18 protein-coding genes and 1 pseudogene are annotated in these 20475 nt (G+C 70.0%); 6 read left to right on the forward strand and 13 right to left on the reverse strand.

Annotated elements, in window-relative coordinates; translation table 11 throughout:
• Positions 1 to 21: 21 nt before the first annotated feature.
• The gene (locus Pmi06nite_RS26645; RefSeq protein WP_203955866.1) at positions 22 to 2427 is read left to right on the forward strand and encodes a DUF6351 family protein; all 2406 of its coding nucleotides are present in this window, start codon (positions 22 to 24) and stop codon (positions 2425 to 2427) included.
• Positions 2428 to 2537: 110 nt separating this feature from the next.
• Here Pmi06nite_RS26645 and Pmi06nite_RS26650 read toward each other — a convergent pair whose 3' ends face one another.
• The 4 genes from Pmi06nite_RS26650 to Pmi06nite_RS26665 form a co-directional block, all read right to left on the reverse strand.
• Positions 2538 to 3047, reverse strand: coding sequence for a hypothetical protein (locus tag Pmi06nite_RS26650; protein ID WP_203955867.1), 510 nt, complete (start codon positions 3045 to 3047; stop codon positions 2538 to 2540).
• Between the two features lie 2 nt (positions 3048 to 3049).
• Positions 3050 to 3616: a thioredoxin family protein gene (locus Pmi06nite_RS26655; RefSeq protein ID WP_203955868.1), complete on the reverse strand. Its 567-nt coding sequence runs from the start codon at positions 3614 to 3616 to the stop codon at positions 3050 to 3052.
• A gap of 163 nt (positions 3617 to 3779) precedes the next feature.
• Positions 3780 to 4199 (reverse strand): GNAT family N-acetyltransferase, encoded by a 420-nt coding sequence (locus Pmi06nite_RS26660; protein ID WP_203955869.1) that lies wholly within the window; start codon positions 4197 to 4199, stop codon positions 3780 to 3782.
• A 46-nt stretch (positions 4200 to 4245) separates the two neighbouring features.
• Positions 4246 to 4398: a hypothetical protein gene (locus Pmi06nite_RS26665; RefSeq protein WP_203955870.1), complete on the reverse strand. Its 153-nt coding sequence runs from the start codon at positions 4396 to 4398 to the stop codon at positions 4246 to 4248.
• A 171-nt stretch (positions 4399 to 4569) separates the two neighbouring features.
• Between Pmi06nite_RS26665 and Pmi06nite_RS43025 the strand changes: the two are divergent.
• Positions 4570 to 4740 (forward strand): annotated as a pseudogene (locus Pmi06nite_RS43025) (zinc-binding dehydrogenase); the annotation flags it as partial.
• 130 nt (positions 4741 to 4870) lie between these two features.
• Here Pmi06nite_RS43025 and Pmi06nite_RS26675 read toward each other — a convergent pair.
• The gene (locus Pmi06nite_RS26675) at positions 4871 to 6091 is read right to left on the reverse strand and encodes an RNA polymerase sigma factor (protein ID WP_203955872.1); all 1221 of its coding nucleotides are present in this window, start codon (positions 6089 to 6091) and stop codon (positions 4871 to 4873) included.
• Entirely contained in the window at positions 6088 to 6459 is a 372-nt protein-coding gene (locus Pmi06nite_RS26680; protein WP_203955873.1) for a YciI family protein, read from the reverse strand. The genes Pmi06nite_RS26675 and Pmi06nite_RS26680 overlap by 4 nt, the downstream gene beginning before the upstream one ends.
• A 253-nt stretch (positions 6460 to 6712) precedes the next feature.
• Between Pmi06nite_RS26680 and Pmi06nite_RS26685 the strand changes: the two genes are divergently transcribed.
• Positions 6713 to 8206, forward strand: a complete 1494-nt coding sequence (locus Pmi06nite_RS26685) for an MFS transporter (RefSeq protein WP_203955874.1) — start codon at positions 6713 to 6715, stop codon at positions 8204 to 8206.
• A gap of 4 nt (positions 8207 to 8210) precedes the next feature.
• Here Pmi06nite_RS26685 and Pmi06nite_RS26690 read toward each other — a convergent pair whose 3' ends face one another.
• The 6 genes from Pmi06nite_RS26690 to Pmi06nite_RS26715 all read right to left on the reverse strand — a co-directional run bounded on the left by Pmi06nite_RS26690 (position 8211) and on the right by Pmi06nite_RS26715 (position 15755).
• Positions 8211 to 9869, reverse strand: coding sequence for a dipeptide ABC transporter ATP-binding protein (locus Pmi06nite_RS26690; protein ID WP_203955875.1), 1659 nt, complete (start codon positions 9867 to 9869; stop codon positions 8211 to 8213).
• Positions 9866 to 10720 carry an ABC transporter permease gene (locus tag Pmi06nite_RS26695; RefSeq protein WP_239114223.1) on the reverse strand — a complete coding sequence of 285 codons (855 nt, stop codon included), beginning with the start codon at positions 10718 to 10720 and terminating at the stop codon, positions 9866 to 9868. Before Pmi06nite_RS26695 ends, Pmi06nite_RS26690 begins: the two co-directional genes overlap by 4 nt.
• The gene (locus tag Pmi06nite_RS26700) at positions 10717 to 11697 is read right to left on the reverse strand and encodes an ABC transporter permease (RefSeq protein WP_239114224.1); all 981 of its coding nucleotides are present in this window, start codon (positions 11695 to 11697) and stop codon (positions 10717 to 10719) included. The genes Pmi06nite_RS26695 and Pmi06nite_RS26700 overlap by 4 nt, the downstream gene beginning before the upstream one ends.
• Positions 11694 to 13331 carry an ABC transporter substrate-binding protein gene (locus Pmi06nite_RS26705; RefSeq protein ID WP_203955876.1) on the reverse strand — a complete coding sequence of 546 codons (1638 nt, stop codon included), beginning with the start codon at positions 13329 to 13331 and terminating at the stop codon, positions 11694 to 11696. Before Pmi06nite_RS26705 ends, Pmi06nite_RS26700 begins: the two co-directional genes overlap by 4 nt.
• A gap of 85 nt (positions 13332 to 13416) precedes the next feature.
• On the reverse strand, positions 13417 to 13923 hold the full coding sequence (locus tag Pmi06nite_RS26710; RefSeq protein ID WP_203955877.1) for a flavin reductase family protein: 507 nt from the start codon (positions 13921 to 13923) through the stop codon (positions 13417 to 13419).
• A gap of 404 nt (positions 13924 to 14327) precedes the next feature.
• On the reverse strand, positions 14328 to 15755 hold the full coding sequence (locus Pmi06nite_RS26715; RefSeq protein WP_239114225.1) for an LLM class flavin-dependent oxidoreductase: 1428 nt from the start codon (positions 15753 to 15755) through the stop codon (positions 14328 to 14330).
• A gap of 284 nt (positions 15756 to 16039) precedes the next feature.
• Between Pmi06nite_RS26715 and Pmi06nite_RS26720 the strand changes: the two genes are divergently transcribed.
• The 3 genes from Pmi06nite_RS26720 to Pmi06nite_RS26730 are packed head-to-tail and all read left to right on the forward strand — an operon-like array spanning position 16040 to position 19623.
• Positions 16040 to 17260, forward strand: coding sequence for an SfnB family sulfur acquisition oxidoreductase (locus Pmi06nite_RS26720; RefSeq protein ID WP_203955878.1), 1221 nt, complete (start codon positions 16040 to 16042; stop codon positions 17258 to 17260).
• A gap of 8 nt (positions 17261 to 17268) precedes the next feature.
• Positions 17269 to 18426 carry an LLM class flavin-dependent oxidoreductase gene (locus tag Pmi06nite_RS26725; protein ID WP_203955879.1) on the forward strand — a complete coding sequence of 386 codons (1158 nt, stop codon included), beginning with the start codon at positions 17269 to 17271 and terminating at the stop codon, positions 18424 to 18426.
• Positions 18427 to 18441: 15 nt separating this feature from the next.
• Positions 18442 to 19623, forward strand: a complete 1182-nt coding sequence (locus Pmi06nite_RS26730) for an acyl-CoA dehydrogenase family protein (RefSeq protein ID WP_203955880.1) — start codon at positions 18442 to 18444, stop codon at positions 19621 to 19623.
• A 135-nt stretch (positions 19624 to 19758) separates the two neighbouring features.
• On the opposite strand, the gene Pmi06nite_RS26735 is transcribed toward Pmi06nite_RS26730, so the two are convergent.
• Positions 19759 to 20442 carry a carboxymuconolactone decarboxylase family protein gene (locus Pmi06nite_RS26735; RefSeq protein ID WP_203955881.1) on the reverse strand — a complete coding sequence of 228 codons (684 nt, stop codon included), beginning with the start codon at positions 20440 to 20442 and terminating at the stop codon, positions 19759 to 19761.
• Positions 20443 to 20475: the final 33 nt, after the last annotated feature.

Consider the following 20475-nt stretch of genomic DNA (forward strand, 5'->3'; position numbering starts at 1 on the left):
GCGACCCCCTAGGAGTGCACCATGCGGTCCCCATCCGGCGGGCGGCGCATGCGCCTCGCCGTCATCGCGTCACTTTCCATCGCGTCAATGTCCATGGCCACCCTCTTCACCGCGGCCGGCCCCGCGGTCGCGTCCGCGACCGGCAGTCCGTCCCACGGCCCGTCGCACGACCCTTCGCACGACAAGGAGAAGGGCGGAAAGCACGACCTGCAGATCACGGTTCTGTCCAGCCGCCCCGACCAGGTGTCGGGCGGGGACGCCAGGGTGCAGGTGCAGGTCCCGGACGACGTCTCCCCCCAGCGCGTCAAGATCCGTCTGAACGGCGCGGAGGTCACGCGTGACTTCTCCGCGGGTGATCAGCGGCGGACGCTCGTCGGTCTCGTCGACGGGATGCGGACCGGCGTCAACGTCCTCACGGCGGAGGCGTCCGGTGACCGTCACCGTGACGCGCGGCTCACGCTGACGAATCACAGCATCACCGGGCCGATCTTCTCCGGTCCCCAGCAGGAGCCGTTCGTCTGCAAGACCGAGCAGTCAGGCCTCGGGCAGCCGTTGGTCGACAACCACGATCACGTGGGCCTGCCGGTCTTCGCGCTCGACGCGAACGGCCAGAAGACCGATCAGATCGTCGGGTGGAGCCGCGACTGCAGCGTCAAACCGCGCGTCGACTTCGTCTACCGGACCACGAGCGGTGGGTGGAAGCCGCTGCCGGCCGACGGCAGCCGGCCCGCCGACCTCGCCACCACCACGACGTCGGACGGTCGCGTCGTCGACTTCGTCGTCCGCTGGGAGCGCGGCACGATCGACAGGTTCATCTACAGCATCGCGATGCTGAGCCCCCTGAAGGTGGATGCGGACCACGCAGCCGACTCGGCCTGGAACAGGCGCCTGATCTACAGCTTCAGCTCGGGCGGCGTCGGGATCGGGCACAACCAGGGCGAGCTCGGCACCACGATCGACGACATGTTCGAGGCCGAAGAGGGGCTGGCCGCCGGCTACGCGGTCGCCTACTCCACCGGCAACGACACCGGGAACCACTACAACCTCCAGGTCGGCGGCGAGACCGCCCTCATGGTGAAGGAACGGTTCATCGAGGAGCACGGCGAGCCGCTCTACACCGTCGGCGTCGGCGCCTCCGGCGGCGGCCTTCAGCAGTACGTGTACGGGCAGAACCATCCCGGCCTCATCGACGCGGCCATCCCCGTGTACGCCTATCCGGACATGGTCACGCAGGGCATCCACGTCGGCGACTGCGAACTGCTCGAGTACTTCATGGACGTCACCGACGCGGGCAATCCCAAGTGGCAGAACTGGGACAACCGCAAGCTGCTCGAAGGGATGAACTCGAGCAGCACGGTCCGCAACCCGTACACGGGCAAGCCCGGCTCCAGCGAGTGCGTCAACGGCTGGCGCGGGCTCAGTCCCCTGACGCTCAACCCGCACTACGGGTCGGCCGGCTCCAACCAGGGTCTGATGGAGCCGAAGGGCGTCATGGACACGGTGAAATGGACTCATTTCGATGATCTGCGCAACATCTACGGGGTGAAGCCGGACGGCTTCGCGCGCAGGACCTTCGACAACGTCGGCGTCCAGTACGGCCTCCGGGCGCTCACCGACGGGACGCTCACCCCCGAGGAGTTCCTGCACCTCAACGCCACCGTCGGCGGGTGGAAGGACCCGGAGGACATGGTGCAGGAGGGCGCGCCGTTCGTGCCCGGCGGCACGTTCGACCCGTGGAGCTCGCGCAACATGACCCTGAGCCCGGACGGCGGCGCGACTCCGGCGCCGCGCACCGAGGGCGACGTCGGCGCGATCGAGGCGGCCTACCGGTCCGGCATGGTGTTCCGCGGCAGGATCGACATCCCGATCATCGACTGGCGGCACTACCTCGAGGACGAGCTGAACATGCACAACAGCCGTCAGTCGTTCGCCAGCAGGGAACGCATCATCGAGGCGCAGGGGAACGCGGACAACCAGGCCATCTGGTTCACGGACGCGCGGCCGGGCGGCGCCCAGTCGACCCAGCTCCCCGAGGCGTTCAAGGCCATCGACACGTGGATGGCGAACATCCGGAAGCACCCGGAGCGCACCGTGGGCCAGAACAAGCCCTCGGAGGCCACCGACCGGTGCTTCGCCACCGACGGGCGGCTCATCGCCTCCGGCTCGCACGTCTGGGACGGCGTCCTCGACCACAGGGCGGACGGGGCCTGCACCGAGCTGTTCCCCATCCACTCCACGTCGCGCATCGTCGCCGGCGGGCCGTTCGACGAGGACATGTACAAGTGCCGGCTCCAGCCGGTCGACAAGGCGGTGGCCAGGGGCGACTACGGTTCGTGGCGACCCAGCTCGGCGCAGAGGGCCACGCTGAAGCAGATCTTCCCTGGTGGCGTATGCGACTACACCAAGGCGCCAGTGGGCCGCCCATAACCGCTGCCGGACGACGGTGTGACCCCGGCTCTACCGGTCATCGCCGTGTCTCCGGCCGTCATGCCGACGGCCGGAGACACGGCGCGACGAGCGGATGTTCTCGGAGTTGATCAGGTCCCGACCGGGACGAGGGCGATGACGCGGTCGCGTACGGGAGCCAGGCAGCTGGATGGGCTGCATGCCCCGTAGGTGACGACCACCTCAGCACGCCCATTCCCGGTTCGGCGCACAGGCACCGCGATGGTTACCGGGCCGTCCGGGTAGACAGGCAGGTCCACGTCCAGCTCCTCGATCCGCAGGTTCCTCACGGGCGAGTCCGCGGTCGGGCTACCGGCCGCGCGCAGGCTTCCGCCCACTGTCACCGTCGTGGGCACACCGAGGCCGCTCACGCCTCCCGGCGGAAGATCCATGCTGTAAAGGTGGAAGCCGAGCTTCTGCGGGCTGAAGACCGCTCGCACCTGACGGGTTCCATCCGGTCCGGTGGTCAGCGCCGCCACGACGGTGACCCCGCTGTCATCCAGGCGGCCCGACAGTTCGGCGGACGGGCTGCTCGCGCCGGCCGCGGCGCATCCTTGGGCAAGCGACGCGGCGGCCACCACGGCCAGCAGAGCGCGGTGCACCGTCAGCTCTCGGGGGCCCAGTGGGTCAGGAACGCGTTGACCTGGTCGCTGTTCATGGTGCGTGCGTTGGCGAACGAGCCGTCGTTCGTGTCCCCGAGGACGCTGCCGTCGGGTGCCAGCACCACCAGCGCCGGGATGCCACTCGTTTCCAACTTGACGTACTTCGCGGCGAAGTCGAGGTTGTGGTCGAACTCGCCGACGTCCACTGCCACCACGTGGTAGTCGCGCTGAAGCAGCGGCTTCGTTTCTTCCGACTGGAACAGCTTGTCGAGCACCTTGCAGTCGGGGCACCAGTCGGCGCCGAAATCGATCAGGACCTCTTTGCCGTCGGACTCGGCCCGCGTGAGTGCCTTGCTCAGGTCCACGGCCGGATCCCGCGCCGGGTCATAGTGGTCCGGGATCGTGTCCGCGGCGGCGGCCTGCAGCACAGGAGCCGCCGACGATAAGGAGGCGCCGGGCGTCGGCGCGTCCATGTTGCCGCATCCCGCGAGGAGCAGTGCGATACCGATGGCGGCGGGGCCAATTCGTCGCAGCATTAACCGGTCCTCACCAGAGTTGATCAGGCGCACGAGAGTAGCGCACGGTGGCGCGGCATCGCGATCCCCGCTGCTCATGACCGCCCAACCCGGTGATCGTTTCCGGTCACGGCCCTAGCCGATGAGAGCCTCGTGTAGCCGGCAGTCGCAGCACTGGCTCTCGACCGCCGTCATGGACGTGAGTCTTGTTTGGATCTCACATCAGAGGCTTGACCCAACGGGACCACTGAGGCTGCGACACGTAGCCCGCGGCGCCCCAGACATGATGGGCCAGTTCGTTGTCCAGCAGCACCATCGCGTCGGCCCGGAACGCGCCGAAGGCTGCGAAGCGCTCCTCGGCTGCCCGGAGCAGTGCGGTTCCGATCCCCTGCCTGCGGCGGGCGGGGTCCACGGCCAGCCGGTAGAGGTGGGCCCGCCAACCGTCCCAGCCGGCGATCAGCGTGCCGGCCATCTCCCCGTCGACCTCGGCGATGAGGACGGCCTCGGGATCATGCTCGAGGAGCGCACCCACCTTGGCGGAATCGTCATGGCGGTCGGTCCCTTCGGCGGCGATGCGCCAGAAGGCGAGCAGCGCCTCGACATCCTCAACCCGTCCGTGCCGGATGATCGCGTCCATGGCGGGAAATTATCAGCCTCGCCCGGGGCACCCCAACCGCCGATGCTTACGGGGCCGACTCGCTGAGCAGTTGAGCGCCCCCGTGATCGGCGGCGATGCGCTGTACGGTGCGGGCGAAGGAGACGATCTCAGGCCGTGAGGTCTGCGGGAGCCAGCCGAGGGCCGGCGTCGTCGTGGGCAGATGCGGCCGGCCTCCCACTGGCAGGATTGACCGCCTACCAGGCCGTCGTCCACGCCTTGGACGTCCAGCCCGGCGAGATCCTGCTCGTGCACGGAGCGGCCGGCGGGGTGGGTTCCCTCGCCGTCCAGATCGCAGGATCTCGCGGAGCCCGCGTCATCGGCACCGCCTCCGCACGCGACCACGGTTACGTACACACGCTCGGCGCCGAACCGGTCACCTACGGCGAAGGGACCGCCGACCGCGTCCGGGAAGCTCACGGTGAGGGTCGGCGCCATCTACCCCCTGGAACGCGCGGCCGACGCCCAGCGCGCACTGGCCGCCGGCGGCACCTCCGGCAAGGTCGTCATCGAGATCACCTGACACGACGTCCCCATGGTCCCATGTGGCCGAGGGCCTGGAGTGCTGGTCAAAGCCACTCATCGATGGTGAGGGGTCGCCTCGTGGCGAACAGCGAGCTCGTAGTACCTCGTGGCCACCGTCCGGTGGCGCTTCAGGCGCTTGATGGTCTCACCCGACTGGCCCGGGACTCCAGGTAGCGTTGCTCGGCGATGCTGGCGGTGGACTTCGCGGCGCGCCGGTAGTGCTCGTACGCTCCGGCCGTGTCGCCGGTCTTCTCCAGCAGATGCGCCCGTACGGACAACAACCGGTGATGCCCGGCCATCCGCTCGTCACCGTCCAATGTGGACAGCAGGGCCAGCCCGGCCGGCGGGCCCTCAATCTCGGCGAGCGCGATCGCCCGGTTGAGGGTGACCATCGGGTTGGGTGCGATCCGTTCCAGGATCAGGTAGAGGGCGTGCACCTGCGGCCAGTCGGTCGCCTCGGCCGTGCCCGCGTCGGCGTGCGTGGCGGCGATGGCGGCCTGCAGTTGGTAGGGCCCCAGCGCCGGGCCGGCCAGTGACGTCTTGACCAGCTCGATGCCCTCGTCGATCAGCCCGCGGTCCCACTTCGCACGGTCCTGCTCGTCCAACGGCACCAGATCGCCGGCGGCCGTCGTACGAGCCTCCCGGCGGGCGTCGGTCAGCAGCATCAGCGCGAGCAGCCCGGTCACCTCGCCGTCCTCGGGCAGCTGCGCGTGCACCATCCTGACCAGCCGGATCGCCTCGTGCGCGAGGTCGACGCGGTGCAACTCACTGCCCGAGGAGGCGGTGTAGCCCTCGTTGAAGATCAGGTAGAGCACGTGCAGGACGACCTGGAGCCGCTCCTCGCGGTCCGGGCCGTCCGGCAGGCTGAACGAGCTGCCGGCGGCCTTGATCCGCTGCTTGGCCCGGCTGATCCTGGCCGCCATCGTGGCCTCGGGCACCAGGAACGCGCGGGCGATCTCGGCGGTGTTCAGGCCGCCGACCGCCCGCAACGTCAGGGCGGTCTGGGAGGCCGCGGTCAGCGTCGGATGGCAGCACAGGAACAGCAGGACGAGCGTGTCGTCGGTGTCCGGCACGTCCTCGGGGACCACCTCGGTGGCCGTCGCCGACTCCCGCTCCCGGCGCGCGTGGTCACTGCGCATCTGGTCGATGAGCCGCCGGGACGCGACAGTCACCAGCCAGCCACGCGGGTTGCTCGGCACTCCCTCGGCCGGCCACTGAACGGCCGCGGCGAGGACAGCCTCCTGCACGGCGTCCTCACACCCTTCGAACTGGCCGTGCCGGCGCACCAACGCGCCGAGGACCTGCGGCGTGAGCTCACGCAGCAGGTCCTCGATGGCTGATGCCGTCATGCCTCCAATTGTCCATCAGCGAACATCACCTGCCGCACCTCGACCCCCAGGCCCTCGATCGCGGTGTCCGGGATCTGCGCCGCCAGCTCGATCGCCCGCTCCTTGTTCTCGCAGTCGATCAGGTAGAAGCCGCCCAGATACTCCTTGAACTCCAGGAAAGGCCCGTCGGTCACCACCGGCTGGCCGTTGCGTACGGACACCACGGCGGCCTGTGACGGGTCGGCCAGCGCCTGCGTGCTGATCAGCTCGCCCGACTTCTTCAGCGCCTCGATGAACGCGCCGTGGCCGTCGCCGATCGCCGCCCTCTCCTCGTCGGTCAGCGCGTCCAGCACGGCCGGGTTGATGTGCATGCTGATCAGGAACTTCATCTCGTACTCCTCGTGGTTCGCGAGCCCCGGGCGGGCCCTTCGACCAGTTGGTCGGAGCCGCCGCCGCCGTCTTGACATCCCCCGCCGGAAAATCGCATGAGTTCTTCGCCGTCTCATCGCCCGGACCGCGAAGTCGTCCTCTCTGGTGACATCCCACCATGGCAGACGCGAGAGATTCCCCCCTGCCGATGTCAAGAAGCTCCCGGCCGCTCCGACCACCGGCGAAACGTCGAGAGAACAGGGAGTTGCGGATATGCGGTTCAACCGGGCATGGCTGGGACTGGTCGTCCTCATGCTGCCGACATTGCTCGTCGCGATGGACGCGACGGCGTTGCTCCTCGCGCTCCCACAGCTGAGCGCCGACCTGGGAGCCACCAACGTCCAGCAGTTGTGGATCAGCGACGGCTACGGACTCATGGTGGGCGGCATGGTCATCACCATGGGCACGCTCGGCGACCGGATCGGCCGCCGACGGCTGCTGATGATCGGCGGGGCGGCGTTCGCCGTCCTGTCGGTCGTGGCCGCCCTCGCGGTGAGCCCGCTGATGCTGATCGTCGCGCGTGCGCTGCTGGGCGTCGCCGGCGCGACCCTGGCGCCGTCCACACTCGCCCTGATCACCAACATGTTCCGCGACGAACGACAGCGCGGGCAGGCCATCGCGATCTGGGCGACCTGCCAGTTCACCGGCGGCGCGCTCGGACCCGTACTCGCCGGATTCATGCTCCAGCACTTCTGGTGGGGATCGGTGTTCCTGGTCGCCGTGCCGGCGATGGCGTTGCTGCTGCTCGCCGGGCCGTTCCTGCTGCCGGAGTTCCGCAGCGACCAGGCCGGCCGGCTGGACCTGGCCAGCGCCGGGCTGTCGCTCGCGGCGGCGCTGCTGATGCTCTACGGCATCAAGCAGCTGATCGTCGAGGGCGTGTCGGTCGTGCCGGCGGCGGCTCTCGTCGTCGGCGCGGCCATCGGATTCCTGTTCGTACGCCGGCAACTGCGGCTGGAGACGCCGCTGCTGGACCTGCGACTGCTGCGCAACCGCCCGTTCACGGCGGTACTCGTCGCGCTGGCCTTCGCCGGCATCGCGATGGCCGGCACGGGCCTGCTGGTGACCCAGTATCTGCAGAGCGTGCTGGGCTTGTCGCCGATCGCGTCGGCGGTGCTGTTCGCACCGATGGGCCTCGGCGTGGCGGTCGGCACCATGGCCGCGCCGGCGCTGGCCCGGCGGATGAAGCAGACGACCGCGATCGCCGGCGGGCTGGTGGGGTCGGCGCTGGGCAGCCTGCTACTGGTCGGCGTCGGCGGTGCGAGCGCCCTGCCGCTGGTGATGATCGGCATCGCCGTACTGGCGCTGGGCACCGGCCCCCTGTTCGCGCTGGGCACAGGGCTGGTCGTCGGGTCCGTACCGCCGGAGCGCGCCGGCTCGGCGGCGTCGATGTCGGAGACCGGCAACTACTTCGGCGGTTCGCTCGGCTTCGCGCTGCTCGGCGTGGTGGCCGCGGTGGTCTACCGCAGCAGGATGGACGGCACGTCCGACTCGCTGGCCGGCGCGGTCGCCGCCAGCCGGCGCCTTCCCGCCGGCCAGGGCGCGGAACTGCTGCACACCGCGCGGGAGGCGTTCACCGCCGGCCTGCACGTCGTCGGCGTCGTCGCCGCGGTCATCTTCGCCGGGACGGCCGTACTGATCCTGATCATGCGCCCGGCGACCCGGACCACCCCGGCCCTGCTGCCCGGCTACGAGGCGACTCGCTCATAGGCCGTCAGCTCACTCCCATGGGGGTGGGCGGCGGCGTCGCGTGGGTGGCCAGACGCGGGATCGCGGCGAGCAGTTCGCGGGTGTAGTCGTGCTGGGGATCGGCGAACACGGTGCGAACGTCGCCGGACTCCAGCACCCGCCCGTCGCGCATCACCAGCACCCGGTCGCTCGCGTGGTAGACGACGCCGAGGTCGTGGGAGATGAACAGATATGCCACGCGCAGCCGGGCCTGCAGGTCGGCGAGCAGGTCGAGGATCTGCGCCTGCACCGAGACGTCCAGCGCGGACACCGGCTCGTCGCAGACGATGACCTCCGGCTCGGCGGCAAGCGCCCGGGCGACGGCCACCCGCTGCCGCTGCCCGCCGGACAGCTCCAGCGGCCGTCGCCCCAGGTACCCGGCGTCGAGCGCGACCAACTCGAGCAGTTCGACGGTACGGTCCCGGCGGCGGATGCCGCGCGGGTACCCGGCGACGCCGAGCGCCTCGCCGATGACCCGGTCCACTGTGTACCGCGGGTCGAACGAGCTCAGCGGATCCTGGTACACGATCTGCAGCCGGCGCCGGTGGGTCCGCCGCTCTTCGGGGGTCAGCGCACTCCAGTCGGTGCCGTCGACGAGCACCTCGCCGGCGTCCGGCGTCTCCAGGCCGAGCAGCAGCCGGGCGGTGGTGCTCTTGCCGGAACCGGACTCCCCCACGATGCCCAGCGTCTCGCCGGCCCGCAGCGTCAGCGAGACGTCCTCGACCGCGACCCGCGCGACGCCGTCAGGTCCGGGGAACGACTTGCGCAGCCCGACGGCCGCCAGGACGGGCGCCCCACCCGGCGCCGGATCGAGGACCGGCGCGGGCGCCGGGACCGTAGGGCGCTCCACCGTGGACAGCCGAGTGCCCTTGGCGTGCGCCGACGGCACCGCCGCCAGCAGCGCCCTGGTGTACGGGTGTTGCGGATCCTGCAGCACCGCATCGGTGGTGCCGGCCTCGACGATCCGCCCGTCCTTCATGACCGCGACCCGGTCGGCCAGCCGGGCGACCACCGCCAGGTCGTGGCTGACGATCAGCAGACCGCTGCGGTTGTCCTTGAGCGAGCCGAGCAGATCCAGCACCTGCACGGCCACGGTCGCGTCCAGCGCGGTGGTCGGCTCGTCCGCCAGCAGCAGGTCCGGGTCGCACGCGATCGCCGAGGCGATCAGCGCCCGCTGGCGCAGCCCGCCGGACAGCTGGTGCGGGTACTGGGCGGCCCGCACCTCGGGCTCCGGCACTCCGACCGATTCCAGCAATTCGCGTACCCGCGCGGCACGCTCGGCACGACTCAGCGTGGTGTGCAGCGCCAGCGGCTCGGCGATCTCCCGGCCCACCGGGCGCAGCGGGTCGAGCGAGGCCAGCGCGTCCTGCAGCACGAAGCCGATCCGCGCCCCGCGCACCCGCCGCCAGGTGCGGTCGGTGAAGCCGGTGACGTCGGTGCCGTCGAAGCGCAGCCGGTCGGCGTGCACGTGTGCGCCGTACCCGGCGAGGCCGACCAGGGTACGGGTCGTCACGCTCTTGCCGGAGCCCGACTCCCCCACCAGTGCGAGGCACTCGCCGCGCTGCAGGGTGAAGGAGACTCCGTCGACGACCCTGGTGCCCTCGAACGCGACGGTCAGCCCGGCGACCTCGAGCAGGCTGCTCATGTGGATCTCCCTTCGGAGCGGCGGCGCAGTTCGCGGCCGAGCACGGTGATGGACAGCACGGTCAGCGTGATCGCCACGCTCGGGACGGCCACCAGGAACCAGTCGTTGGAGATGTACTGCAGGCCGTTGGAGAGCATGTCGCCCCACTCGGCGGCAGGCGGCTCGGCGCCCAGCCCCAGGAAGCTCAGCGCGGCGCCGGCGCTGATCGCGGTGCCGACCCCGATGGTGGACAGCACCAGCACCGGCCGGATCGCGTTGGGCAGGACATGCCGCCAGATCACCGTGGAGCGCCGGATGCCCAGCCCCGTCGCCGCCTCGACGAAGGTGGATCGGCGCACGATGTGCGTCTGTGCCCGCACGATCCTCGCGTAGGACGGGATGCTCGCGAACGCGACGGCGAACATCGCGTTGGTGCTGCCGGCACCGGCCAGCGTGATGACCACCAGCGCCAGCAGCAGTTCCGGTACGGAGAGCACCACGTCGATCAGCCGCATGATGAGGCTCTCGGTCAACCGGCTGCCCAGCCCGGCGGCCAGACCCAGCAGGGTGCCGCCGGTGACCGCGATCGCCGTCGCCCCCAGCCCCATCACCAGCGAGGGTCGGGCCCCGTAGACCATACGGCTGAGCACGTCACGGCCTGACTCGTCGGTTCCGAGCAGGTGGCCGCCACCGGACGGCAGGAAGGCCCCCTCGGCACCGATCGCCAAGGGGTCGTGCGGCGCCAGCAACTGCGGCACGAGGGCGGCGGCCACGACGACCGCCACGAACAGCCCCGCCAGGATCAGCCCGGGGCGCAGCCGGATGCGGCTCGTCCGCGGCAGCACCGCTGCGGTGGCGGTGAACGCGCTCACCGGGTCACCAGCCTCGGGTCGATGAGCGTGTACGTGATGTCCACCAGCAGGTTCACCACGACGTACACGAATGCGGCGAAGACCACCAGTCCCAATACCATCGGGATGTCCTTGGTGGTCACCGCGGAGAGCATCAGCTGCCCCACACCCTGCCGGACGAACAGCGTCTCGGTGATGACCGCGCCGCCCAGCAGGCCGCCGACCACGAAACCGGACATCGTGACGATCTGCACCAGCGCATGACGCAGGGCGTGCCGCACCCGCACCACGGTGTCCCGCATGCCACGGCTGCGGGCGGTGAGGATGAACGGCTGCTCCAGCACCTCCTCCAGCTCACTGCGCAGCACCTGGGCGAGCACCGCGCCGATCGGCAACGCCAGGGTGAGCATCGGCAGAATCAGCGCGCGCGGTCCGTCGTTGCCGGAGACCGGCAACACCTTGAGAGTGAAGGAGAAGACGATGAGCAGCACGATGCCGATCACGAATGTCGGTGTCGCGGACAGCGTCAGCTCCACTCCGGAGGCGATCGAACGCCACGGTCGCCTCCGCGCGGTCAGCACCGCGGCCCCGATCGCCAGCAGGACGGCCACGGCGGCCGCCGACACCGCGAGCTGGACGGTCTGGCCGAGCTGCTCGGTGATCGCCCGGCTCACCGCGATCCGCTGCTGGTAGGACTGGCCCAGGTCGCCGTGGAGCAGGCGACCGAGGTAGTCGAGGTACTGGCGGTAGAGGGGCTGGTCTAGGCCGAAATCACGCCGGACCTGGTCCAACAGCTCCTTGGTCGGGTTCGCCCCCTGGCCGGCCACGGTGGACAGGGCGGCGTCGCCCGCGGTGACGTGCAGCGCGATGAAGCTGAGCGTGGCCGCCCCCCACAGGACCCCCACTCCGGCGATCAGCCGTACCCCGATCCGTTTGGCGACGGCGACCGCGGTCGGGTGCCCGGCGAGCCGGGCCGCCATCGCACCGCGGGCCGTCATCGCGTGAGCCACGCGTAGGTGAACACGGGCGTGGCGTGCGACGTGTCGGTGATGACGCCCTGCAGCTTCTTGCTCGTGGCCCACAACACCGAGTTGTCATAGATCGGAACACCGGGCACCAGGTCGACCAGCCGCTGCTGGACCTTGCCGTAGAGGTCCTGGAGTTTCGCGCTGTCGGTGGTCTGACGTGCCTGTTCCAGCCATCCGTCGATCTGGGGGTCGGAGAGGTGGGACAGGTTCTGCCCGAGGCGTTTGTTGTTGGGGATGCTCTCCGACGCGTACTTGATGTAGAGCACGTCCGGCGTGTTGGTGTGCCAGACCCCGGAGAGGAGGTCGTAGTCGCCGGCGTACCGCAGCGTGGTGATCTGCGTGAGCGGCAGAAGGTTCACGTTCACCTTGAAGCCGACCGCCTTGGCCTGTGCCTGGATCAGGTTGTAGACCGGGCTGACCGTGGCCGTCTGGGTCACCGGCAATTGCGCCTCCAGGACCTTGCCGTCCTTGGTGCGGTAGCCGTCGGCGTCGCGCCCGGTCCAGCCGGCCTGGTCGAGGAGCTGGTTGGCCTTCGCGGGGTCGAACCCCGGGAACTTCGCGTTCGGATCGTAGAACTGGGTGACCCGGTCGAGGAAGCCGGTCGCCGGTTGCCGCTGCCCGAACCCGATCGTCTGGATGATCGCCGGCGTGTTGACGGCCGCGGCGAAGGCCCGGCGCACGTCGAGGTCGTCGAACGGCGCCCGGGAGACGTTGAAGTCGAGGGTGAACGGCCAGCCGATCCGGTTGTTGTTGTGGTACTCGAGGTTGGGGTTGGACTTCACGGCCTGCGCGTTCTGCGCCGGCAGGTAGCCGGTGGCCTGGTATTGGCCGCTGACCAGCGAGTTGAAGCGCACCGCGTCCTGGCCCACCCAGTCGACCTTGATGCCGTCGAGGTAAGCGGGACCGCTGTGCTTGAACAGGTCGGGCGGCCAGTTGTAGTCGGCCCGGCGGGCGAACGTGACGCTCTGGTTCTTGGTGTAGCCGGTCAGCACGAACGGGCCGGAGCCGACCGGGTGCTCGCACAACTGCGCCGGGGTGTTCTCCTTGATCGCCTTGGGCGACTCCATCCCGAGCCAGCCCTGGGCCAGCACAGTCAGGAACGGGACGTACGGCCGGGACAGGTGCACCTCGAGCGTGGAGGCATCGATGATCTTGCTGTCCTTGTACGGCGCGATGTACGGGCCGGCCAGCGGAGAGCGGGTCGCCGGGTCGAGCATGTGCTCGAAGTTGGTGACGACCGCCTGAGCGTCGAACACGGCCCCGTCGCTGAAGGTCACACCCTTACGCAGATGGAAGGTGTAGGTCTTGGCGTCGGGCGAGATCTCCCACGAGGTGGCCAGCCACGGCGACGGGTCGCCCTTCTCGTCCAGGTAGACCAGGTTGTCGGTCAGGATGTGCCCGAAGATCTGCTCGACGTCGGAGGAGATCGCGTGCGGGTCCAGGCACAACGGGTCGAGCGACATCGACAGGTTCAAGGTGCCGCCGCGCACGGGTTGGGTGGAGCCGCTGTCGACGGTGCTCGTGCCGGCACCGCCACACGCGGTCAGCAGCGACAGGCCGGCCAGCGTGGCGACGAGACTCCGGATGGTTCTTGAGGGGGACAACGAACGCTCCTCGTGAGGGGTGCGGGTACGCGGAAGTCGCCGACCGTGCTGCCGTGGCAGCGGCCGGGCGGAAGGTGAAAGAGGATCAGGGATGGGGGATGAATCGGCCGAAACGGCCCTGGTGGTACAACAGCGGCCGACCGGTACCGTGCACCGTCGCTTCGGAGACCAGGCCGACGACAAGCACGTGGTCGCCCACCTCGACCGTCGTGTGCGGCAGGCAGATCAGGTGCGCCGACGCGTCGCTCAGCAGCGGCGCGCCGTACAGACCGGGACGCCAGCGAGTCGGCTCGGCGAACCGGTCGACGCCCTTCCTGGCGAACCTGGCCGCGAGCTCACCCTGGTCGCTGGTGAGCACGTTGACGGCGAAGTGGTCGGCCGAGCGCAGCCGGGGCCAGGTGGTCGAGGCCTGGTCCACATAGAAGGAGACCAGCGGCGGCTTCAGGCTGACCGAGGAGAACGACGTCGCGGTCAGGCCCACGGGGATCCCCTCGTCCTGAGCGGTGATCACGACGACTCCCGCCGCGTGCCCCGCGAGCGCCGTCCGGAACCGCTCCCCGTCCACGGCCCGCCCAGGTAGGGTCTCGGTCACCTTCCAGCTCCTTCCCTGAGTGGCGGCGTCACCCGCGGGGCGACCTGGCCGGCCGGAATCTCCGGCCGCAGGAGGGCCGCTGTCACGGTGCTCATCGGGTCTTCCCTCTCGCGGCCATGCCGCGTACGCCGCTTCTCGCGTTCCGCGGGAGCCGAGCCGTCGGCGGCACATGGGTGTTCACAAGGCGAACTCCTCCCCGTGGGAGGCGGTGGGGCTCGGAGATCCGGCGGCGATCTCGCCGGATCGGAGGGGTCACAAGCCCGCGATCAGCAACACTGCGCGCTTGCGACGTGGCCGAAGTCGACGTGGTGGCGCCGGGTCAGGGGGACGTCCTGGCTCATGAAGTCCAATTTATGAGCCGAAGACATAGAAGTCAACATTTCCTACATGTTTTACATGAAATCTCATGATTCCGCCTGCGCCGTCCCAGGTTCGGCCGCACCCCCGGGGCCTCGGTCCGCGATGCGGAACGCCGCGCCCGGATGGTTGTCCGGCAGCCGGTGGATGCCGGGGCCGAGGAGGCGCTCGCGCAACGTGCTGTCGTCGTAGGACGTGCGATAGCGCCCTCGCCGCTGGAGTTCCGGAACGACGAGTTCGATGAAGTCCTCGGCCGTGCCCGGCGAGAGGTACTGCATGAGGTTGAAGCCGGCCGCGCCCGTCTCGTCCGCCCAGCGCTCGATCTCGTCGGCCACTCGTTCCGGCGTGCCGGCCACGAAGAACGGCCCTCCCTGTCCGATGCGGCCGACGGAATCGAGCACGTCCCTGACCCGCAGGCCCCTGCCCACCAGGGGGCGTATCGCGCGCTCGGTGAAGTCGCCGCCCCGGGCGACGATGTCGTCGATCGTGTCGTCGGGGTCGTAGGCGGCCAGGTCGATCCCGCTGCCGCGCTGGGCCAGGAACCCCTGCGGGCTGATGTGACGCTGCAGGTCGGCGACCTTGGCGTCGGCCTCCTCCTGGGTCCTGGCGACGATCACCGACGCGCCGGGGAACACCTTGACGTGGTCGGGGTCGCGGCCGAAGGCCGCGGCGCGCCGCTTGATGTCGGCGATCTCCTCACGCAGCGCCTCGATCGACGGAGCCCCGGCGAAGATCGCCTCCGCATGCCTGGCCGCGAAGTCCTTGCCCCGGTCCGAGTTGCCGGCCTGGTAGATCACCGGGGTGCGTTGCGGGGAGGGTTCGGACAGGTGGGGTCCGGCGACGCGGAAGTGTTTTCCGTGATGGTCGATGGGGTGGACCTTCTCCGGGTCGGTGTAGATCCTCCGTTCCCGGTCGCGGACGACCGCGTCGTCCTCCCAACTGCCCTCCCACAACTTGTAGAGGACTTCGAGGTACTCCTCGGCGATCTCGTAGCGCAGGTCGTGCTCGATCTCGTCGTCGAGCCCGAAGTTCCTGGCGGCGCCGCGCAGGTAGGAGGTGACGACGTTCCAGGCCACCCGGCCCTTGGTGAGGTGGTCGAGGGTGGACATGCGACGCGCGTGCGCGAACGGAGGTTCGTAGGTGGTGGAGAAGGTCACGGCGAAGCCGAGATGCCGGGTGACCGCCGCCATCGCGGGCACGACGAGCAGCGGGTCGTTGGCCGGCACCTGCACCGCTTCGCGGATCGCGGTCCCGGGTCCCCCTTGATACCGGTCGTACAACCCGACCACGTCGGCGAGGAAGACCGCGTCGAAAAGGCCGCGTTCCAGCAGTGTGGCGAGCCCGGTCCAGTAGTCGATGTCGGTATAACGGTGCCGGTTGTTGTCGGGGTGCGTCCACAGGCCGTGCTGGATGTGGCCGACGCAGTTCATCTCGAAGAGGTTGAAGTGGATGATCCGGCGTTCGATGTCAGTCACGTTCACTCACTGCGGGTTCGGTTCGGTCCGGGCGATGCCGCCGGCCGGGCCGGGCGACTGGCCAGGCCGGCCGAGCTCGTCTGCTCGGGATCGGAAGAGGGGGCGGGGCCCGTTCGACGGCCGCTGCCGCGCATCCGGAGCAGTCCGACGAAATCGCCGTCCTACCAGACGCGTGCTTCGGGGCCGTTTCCCCACACCATACGGACCTCCGGAGAAAATGCAACTTTGCCTACCGGTTATACATGAATTAGGCTCGACGCCATCACACACCGACGGACGGCACCATGAGCATTGACAGCCCACCATCGCGAGCCCCTGACCGACCGGCCGCGCATGTGATCGCAGACGACGCGGAGACGCTGGCCGTGGCGCAGGCGCTCGCCGTCGAGTTCGCCGCCGGAGCGGCCGGGCGCGACGCCCAGCGGCGACTGCCCCGGCAGGAGCTGGACCGGTTGTCGGCCAGCGGATTGCTGGGGGTCACCGTTCCGCGTGAACACGGCGGCGCGGATGTGAGCGCGCGGACCGTCGCCGAGGTGTTCCGGCTGCTGGCCGCCGCCGACCCGAACATCGCCCAGATCCCGCAGAGCCATGTCGTCTACGTGAACGTGCTGCGCCGGCAGGGCAGCCCCGCGCAGCGGGAGTTCTTCTTCGGCGAGGTGCTGGCGGGCAGGCGCTTCGGCAACGCCCAGTCCGAGGCGGGGACGAAGCACGTGCAGGACTACCGGACACGGCTGATTCGCGCGGGTGACCACTTCGTGCTGCGTGGCGTCAAGCACTACAGCACGGGCGCGCTGTTCGCCGACTGGATCCCGGTCCTGGCCCGTGACGAGGACGAGACGCTGCATGTCGCGTACGTGCCCCGCGACGCCCCCGGGCTGACCGTGGTAGACGACTGGGCCGGAATGGGACAGCGGACCACGGCCAGCGGCACGGTGCGGCTCGAGGACGTTCCCGTGCCGGCCGCGCACGTGGTGCCCCACCACCTGACGTTCACCGGGCCGCAGTTGCACGGCGCACTGGCGCAACTGCTGCACACGGCGATCGACGTCGGAATCGCGGGGGGCGCGTTGACCGAGGCGGTCGAGTTCGTGCGGACCAAGGCCCGCCCCTGGTTCGAGAGCGGCCAGGAGAGCGCCGCGGAGGACCCGCTGATCATCCAGCGAGTCGGCGAGCTCTCCATCAAGGTCCGCGCGGCCGAGGCGCTGCTGGTCGCGGCCGGGGACGCGGTCGACGCGGCGCGAGCCGACCTGACCGCGCAGTCGGCCGGCGCGGCCTCGATCGCCGTGGCCACCGCGAAGGCCTACGCGGACCCGGTCGCGGTCGAGCTCGGCAGCGCCGTCTTCGAATTGGGCGGCGCCCGGTCCAGCCTGGAAGGGCTCAACCTGAACCGGCACTGGCGCAACGCCCGCACCCACACCTTGCACGACCCCGCGCGCTGGAAGGTCCAGCACATCGGTCGGTACGTACTCAACGGACAGCTTCCACCCCGACACGGCCTGCTCTAGGAATAGCCATGACTTTGACCTTTCACTGGTTCCTGCCCACCTACGGCGACAGCCGCGACATCGTCGGCGGCGGCCACGGACTGCCCGCGGGGTCGGCCGGCGGCGCCCGGCCCGCCACCCTGGCCTACCTGCGCCAGATCGTGCACGCGGCCGAGCAACTCGGCTTCGTCGGCGCCCTGACGCCCACCGGCGCCTGGTGCGAGGACGCCTGGCTGACCACGGCCATGCTCGTCGAGACGACCGAGCGGCTCAAGTTCCTGGTCGCCTTCCGGCCGGGCTTCGTCACCCCGACCCTGGCCGCGCAGATGGCCGCCACCTTCCAGCGCCACTCGGGCGGCCGGCTGCTGCTCAATGTGGTCACCGGTGGGGAGAGCCACGAGCAGCGCGCGTACGGCGACTTCCTCGACAAGGACGCCCGGTACGCGCGTGCGGACGAGTTCCTGCACATCGTGCGGGGGCTGTGGAGGGGAGAGGTCGTCGACTTCGCCGGCGAGCATCTGAGAGTCGAGGGCGCGCAGCTCAACCGGGTACCCGACCCGGTGCCGGACATCTACTTCGGCGGCTCGTCCGCCGCCGCGGGCCGGGTGGCGGCCCGCCACGTCGACGCGTACCTCACATGGGGGGAGCCCCCCGCCGCCGTGGCCGAGAAGATCGCCTGGGTGTCCGGACTCGCGGCGGCGGAGGGCCGCAGCCTCCGCCAGGGCATCCGGCTGCATGTCATCAGCCGGGACACCAGCGAGCAGGCGTGGGCGCAGGCTCAGCGGCTGCTCGACGGCATCGACCCGGCCACCGTCGACAAGGTCCAGGCAGGCCTCGCCCGCAGCGAGTCCGAAGGGCAGAAGCGGATGCTCAACCTGCACGGCGGCAGTCGCGACGGATTGGAGATCTATCCGAACCTGTGGGCGGGGGTGGGCCTGGTCCGCGGCGGAGCCGGCACCGCACTGGTGGGCAGCCACACCGAGGTCGCCGACCGGATCGAGGAGTACCACCGCCTCGGCATCACCGAGTTCGTCCTCTCGGGCCATCCCCACATCGAGGAGGCCTACTGGTTCGGCGAGGGTGTGCTGCCCATCCTGCGCAGCCGCGGGCTCTGGGAGCACCCGCAGGCCCAGCAGGACGCGGATCGACCGGCCACCATCCCCTTCGCCTCGGCGTCCTCCCGCTGACGCGCCGGGATGATCATGAGTACCCAGAACCCGTCCTCGGCCGGCCTGGCGGAGCTGTACGAGCGTGCGGCGCGGATCCTCCCGGAGCTGGCCGAGGGTGCCGCCGAGCGGGAGCGCGAGCGAGAGTTGCCGCACGCCCAGATCCGCCGGATCGCCCAGGCACGACTGTTCACCTTCCGGATCCCCGCCGAGTACGGCGGCGCGGGATCCTCGGTCCAGGACGTGTTCCGCTTCGTGATCGATCTCGCCGCGGCGGACTCGAACATCGCCCAGGCCGTACGCCCGGACTTCGGACGCGTCGAAGCACTGCTGGCCGGTCCGGAGGCCGAACGCCGCAAGTGGTTCCCCCGGTTCCTCGCGGGCGACGTCTTCGGCAACGCGGGCTGGGAGATCGGCGGCTCCAACGGGGAGATCCGATCCCGGATCACCCGGCACGGTGATCATTTCAAGGTCAACGGCACCAAGTTCTACAGCACGGGCGCGCTGTACGCCGACTGGATCGGCGCGGCGGCTCTGGACGACGACGGAGAGAAGGTGTTCTTCACCCTGCCTCGCGACCGGGAGGGGCTGCACCTCATCGACGACTTCGACGGCGTCGGCCAGCGACTCACCGCCAGCGGGACCACCAGGCTCGACGACGTCACCGTCCACCCCGACGAGATCAGCATCCGCGACAGCGGCGAGCGGCGCTCGCCCGTCACCCCCTTCCTGCAGCTCTACCTCGCCGCGGTCGAGGCCGGCATCGCACGGAACGCGCTCACCGACGCGGTGGACTTCGCGCGCGAGCGGGCCCGCCCCATCGCGCACAGCACCGCGCGTCGGTCGGTGGACGACCCCTACGTGCAGCACGCTGTGGGCGAGATCGCCGCAAGGGCCTACGCCGCCGAGGCCGCCGTCCTGCACGCCGCCGCGTCGATCGATCGGGCCTGGCACGCCGAGTTACGTCCCGATCTGCTCACCCTCGCATCCGTCGAAGTCGCTCAGGCGCAGGTCTTCGCCATCGAAGGGGCCCTCAAGTCGGCCGAGTTGCTGTTCGACGTCGGTGGTGGCTCGGCCACCGGGCGGACCCACAATCTGGACAGGCATTGGCGTAACGCCCGCACCGTCGCCAATCACAACCCCCGCTACTGGAAGGCCGCTGTCGTCGGCGCCTTCCGGCTCAACGGGACCGAGCCCCCCGCCAACGGTCTGTTCTGAGCTCAGGCGAGGCTGCGGAGCACTTGGGCGTCATCATGAACGGCGTGGTCCGCGGCCGGGCGGCGAAACTGCTTACTCCGCCGCCGGTCGCGCATCGTCTCTCCGGGTCAGGCCCGAAAGCGCCTCCCCTTCCTGTCAGATCCCGGCGGCGCCGAGTTCGGTGAGCAGGGCGTCGAGCACGTGCATGGCGCGCCATGCCTTGGTCATGCCGAACTGTGCGGAGAACCGTACGACGGCGCGGGCCTCCTCCGGTGTGGCGCCGGCGCCAAGGGCGCGCGTCACGTGGGCGCGGAAGCTCTCCTGCAGCGTCTGGAAGAGCACGTCGACGGTCATCGTGATGAACGCGCGCTCACGGACCGACAGCAGGCGCATGTCGGCGCGCATCCGCGACTGCAGGTCCATGTAGATGCCGAACGGTGCGTCGAGCGCGGCGACGGCCTGCCGCATCAGGTCAGGCATGGGGCTGCCCGTTCCGCCGGCGTTCACCTCGTGGCCCTGGCCGGTGGGGGCAGGCAGGGCGTGCTCCCGTTCCAGGTCGGTCAGGCGGGCGAGCGCCGCCAGGGCGGCGGGGTAGCCGCTGTCGTAGGCGACGAAGCGGAGCGCCTCGCGTAGGTCGTCGGCGGACAAGCCGCAGTCCGCCGCCATCGTCACGTGCTGCCGGAAGGGCAGGCCGAGGGTCTGCTGGCAGACGTCGGCGGTGAGGCACAGCAGGACCTTCTCGCGCATGGTCAGCTCCGGGATCTCGTCCCAGAGCAGGCGGTCGGTGGCGGCGCTCATCTCGGCGAACACCGGGTCCAGTGCCTTCACCTGGTTTTCCATGGGAACTCCTCCGTATGTAAACGGTTGTAGCGC

Origin of the sequence: Planotetraspora mira, assembly GCF_016863275.1 — a bacterium.
GTDB classification, from domain to species: Bacteria; Actinomycetota; Actinomycetes; order Streptosporangiales; family Streptosporangiaceae; genus Planotetraspora; species Planotetraspora mira.

What these genes read in the sequence shown, in the direction of transcription:
- Pmi06nite_RS26645 (WP_203955866.1), top strand. Translation starts at nt 22, where the DNA reads ATGCGGTCCCCATCCGGCGGGCGGCGCATGCGCCTCGCCGTCATCGCG.
- Pmi06nite_RS26660 (WP_203955869.1), bottom strand. Translation starts at nt 4,199, where the DNA reads ATGGACGCGATCATCCGGCACGGACGGGTTGAGGATGTCGAGGCGCTG.
- Pmi06nite_RS26675 (WP_203955872.1), bottom strand. Translation starts at nt 6,091, where the DNA reads ATGACGGCATCAGCCATCGAGGACCTGCTGCGTGAGCTCACGCCGCAG.
- Pmi06nite_RS26680 (WP_203955873.1), bottom strand. Translation starts at nt 6,459, where the DNA reads ATGAAGTTCCTGATCAGCATGCACATCAACCCGGCCGTGCTGGACGCG.
- Pmi06nite_RS26685 (WP_203955874.1), top strand. Translation starts at nt 6,713, where the DNA reads ATGCGGTTCAACCGGGCATGGCTGGGACTGGTCGTCCTCATGCTGCCG.
- Pmi06nite_RS26690 (WP_203955875.1), bottom strand. Translation starts at nt 9,869, where the DNA reads ATGAGCAGCCTGCTCGAGGTCGCCGGGCTGACCGTCGCGTTCGAGGGC.
- Pmi06nite_RS26700 (WP_239114224.1), bottom strand. Translation starts at nt 11,697, where the DNA reads ATGACGGCCCGCGGTGCGATGGCGGCCCGGCTCGCCGGGCACCCGACC.
- Pmi06nite_RS26720 (WP_203955878.1), top strand. Translation starts at nt 16,040, where the DNA reads ATGAGCATTGACAGCCCACCATCGCGAGCCCCTGACCGACCGGCCGCG.
- Pmi06nite_RS26725 (WP_203955879.1), top strand. Translation starts at nt 17,269, where the DNA reads ATGACTTTGACCTTTCACTGGTTCCTGCCCACCTACGGCGACAGCCGC.
- Pmi06nite_RS26730 (WP_203955880.1), top strand. Translation starts at nt 18,442, where the DNA reads ATGAGTACCCAGAACCCGTCCTCGGCCGGCCTGGCGGAGCTGTACGAG.
- Pmi06nite_RS26735 (WP_203955881.1), bottom strand. Translation starts at nt 20,442, where the DNA reads ATGGAAAACCAGGTGAAGGCACTGGACCCGGTGTTCGCCGAGATGAGC.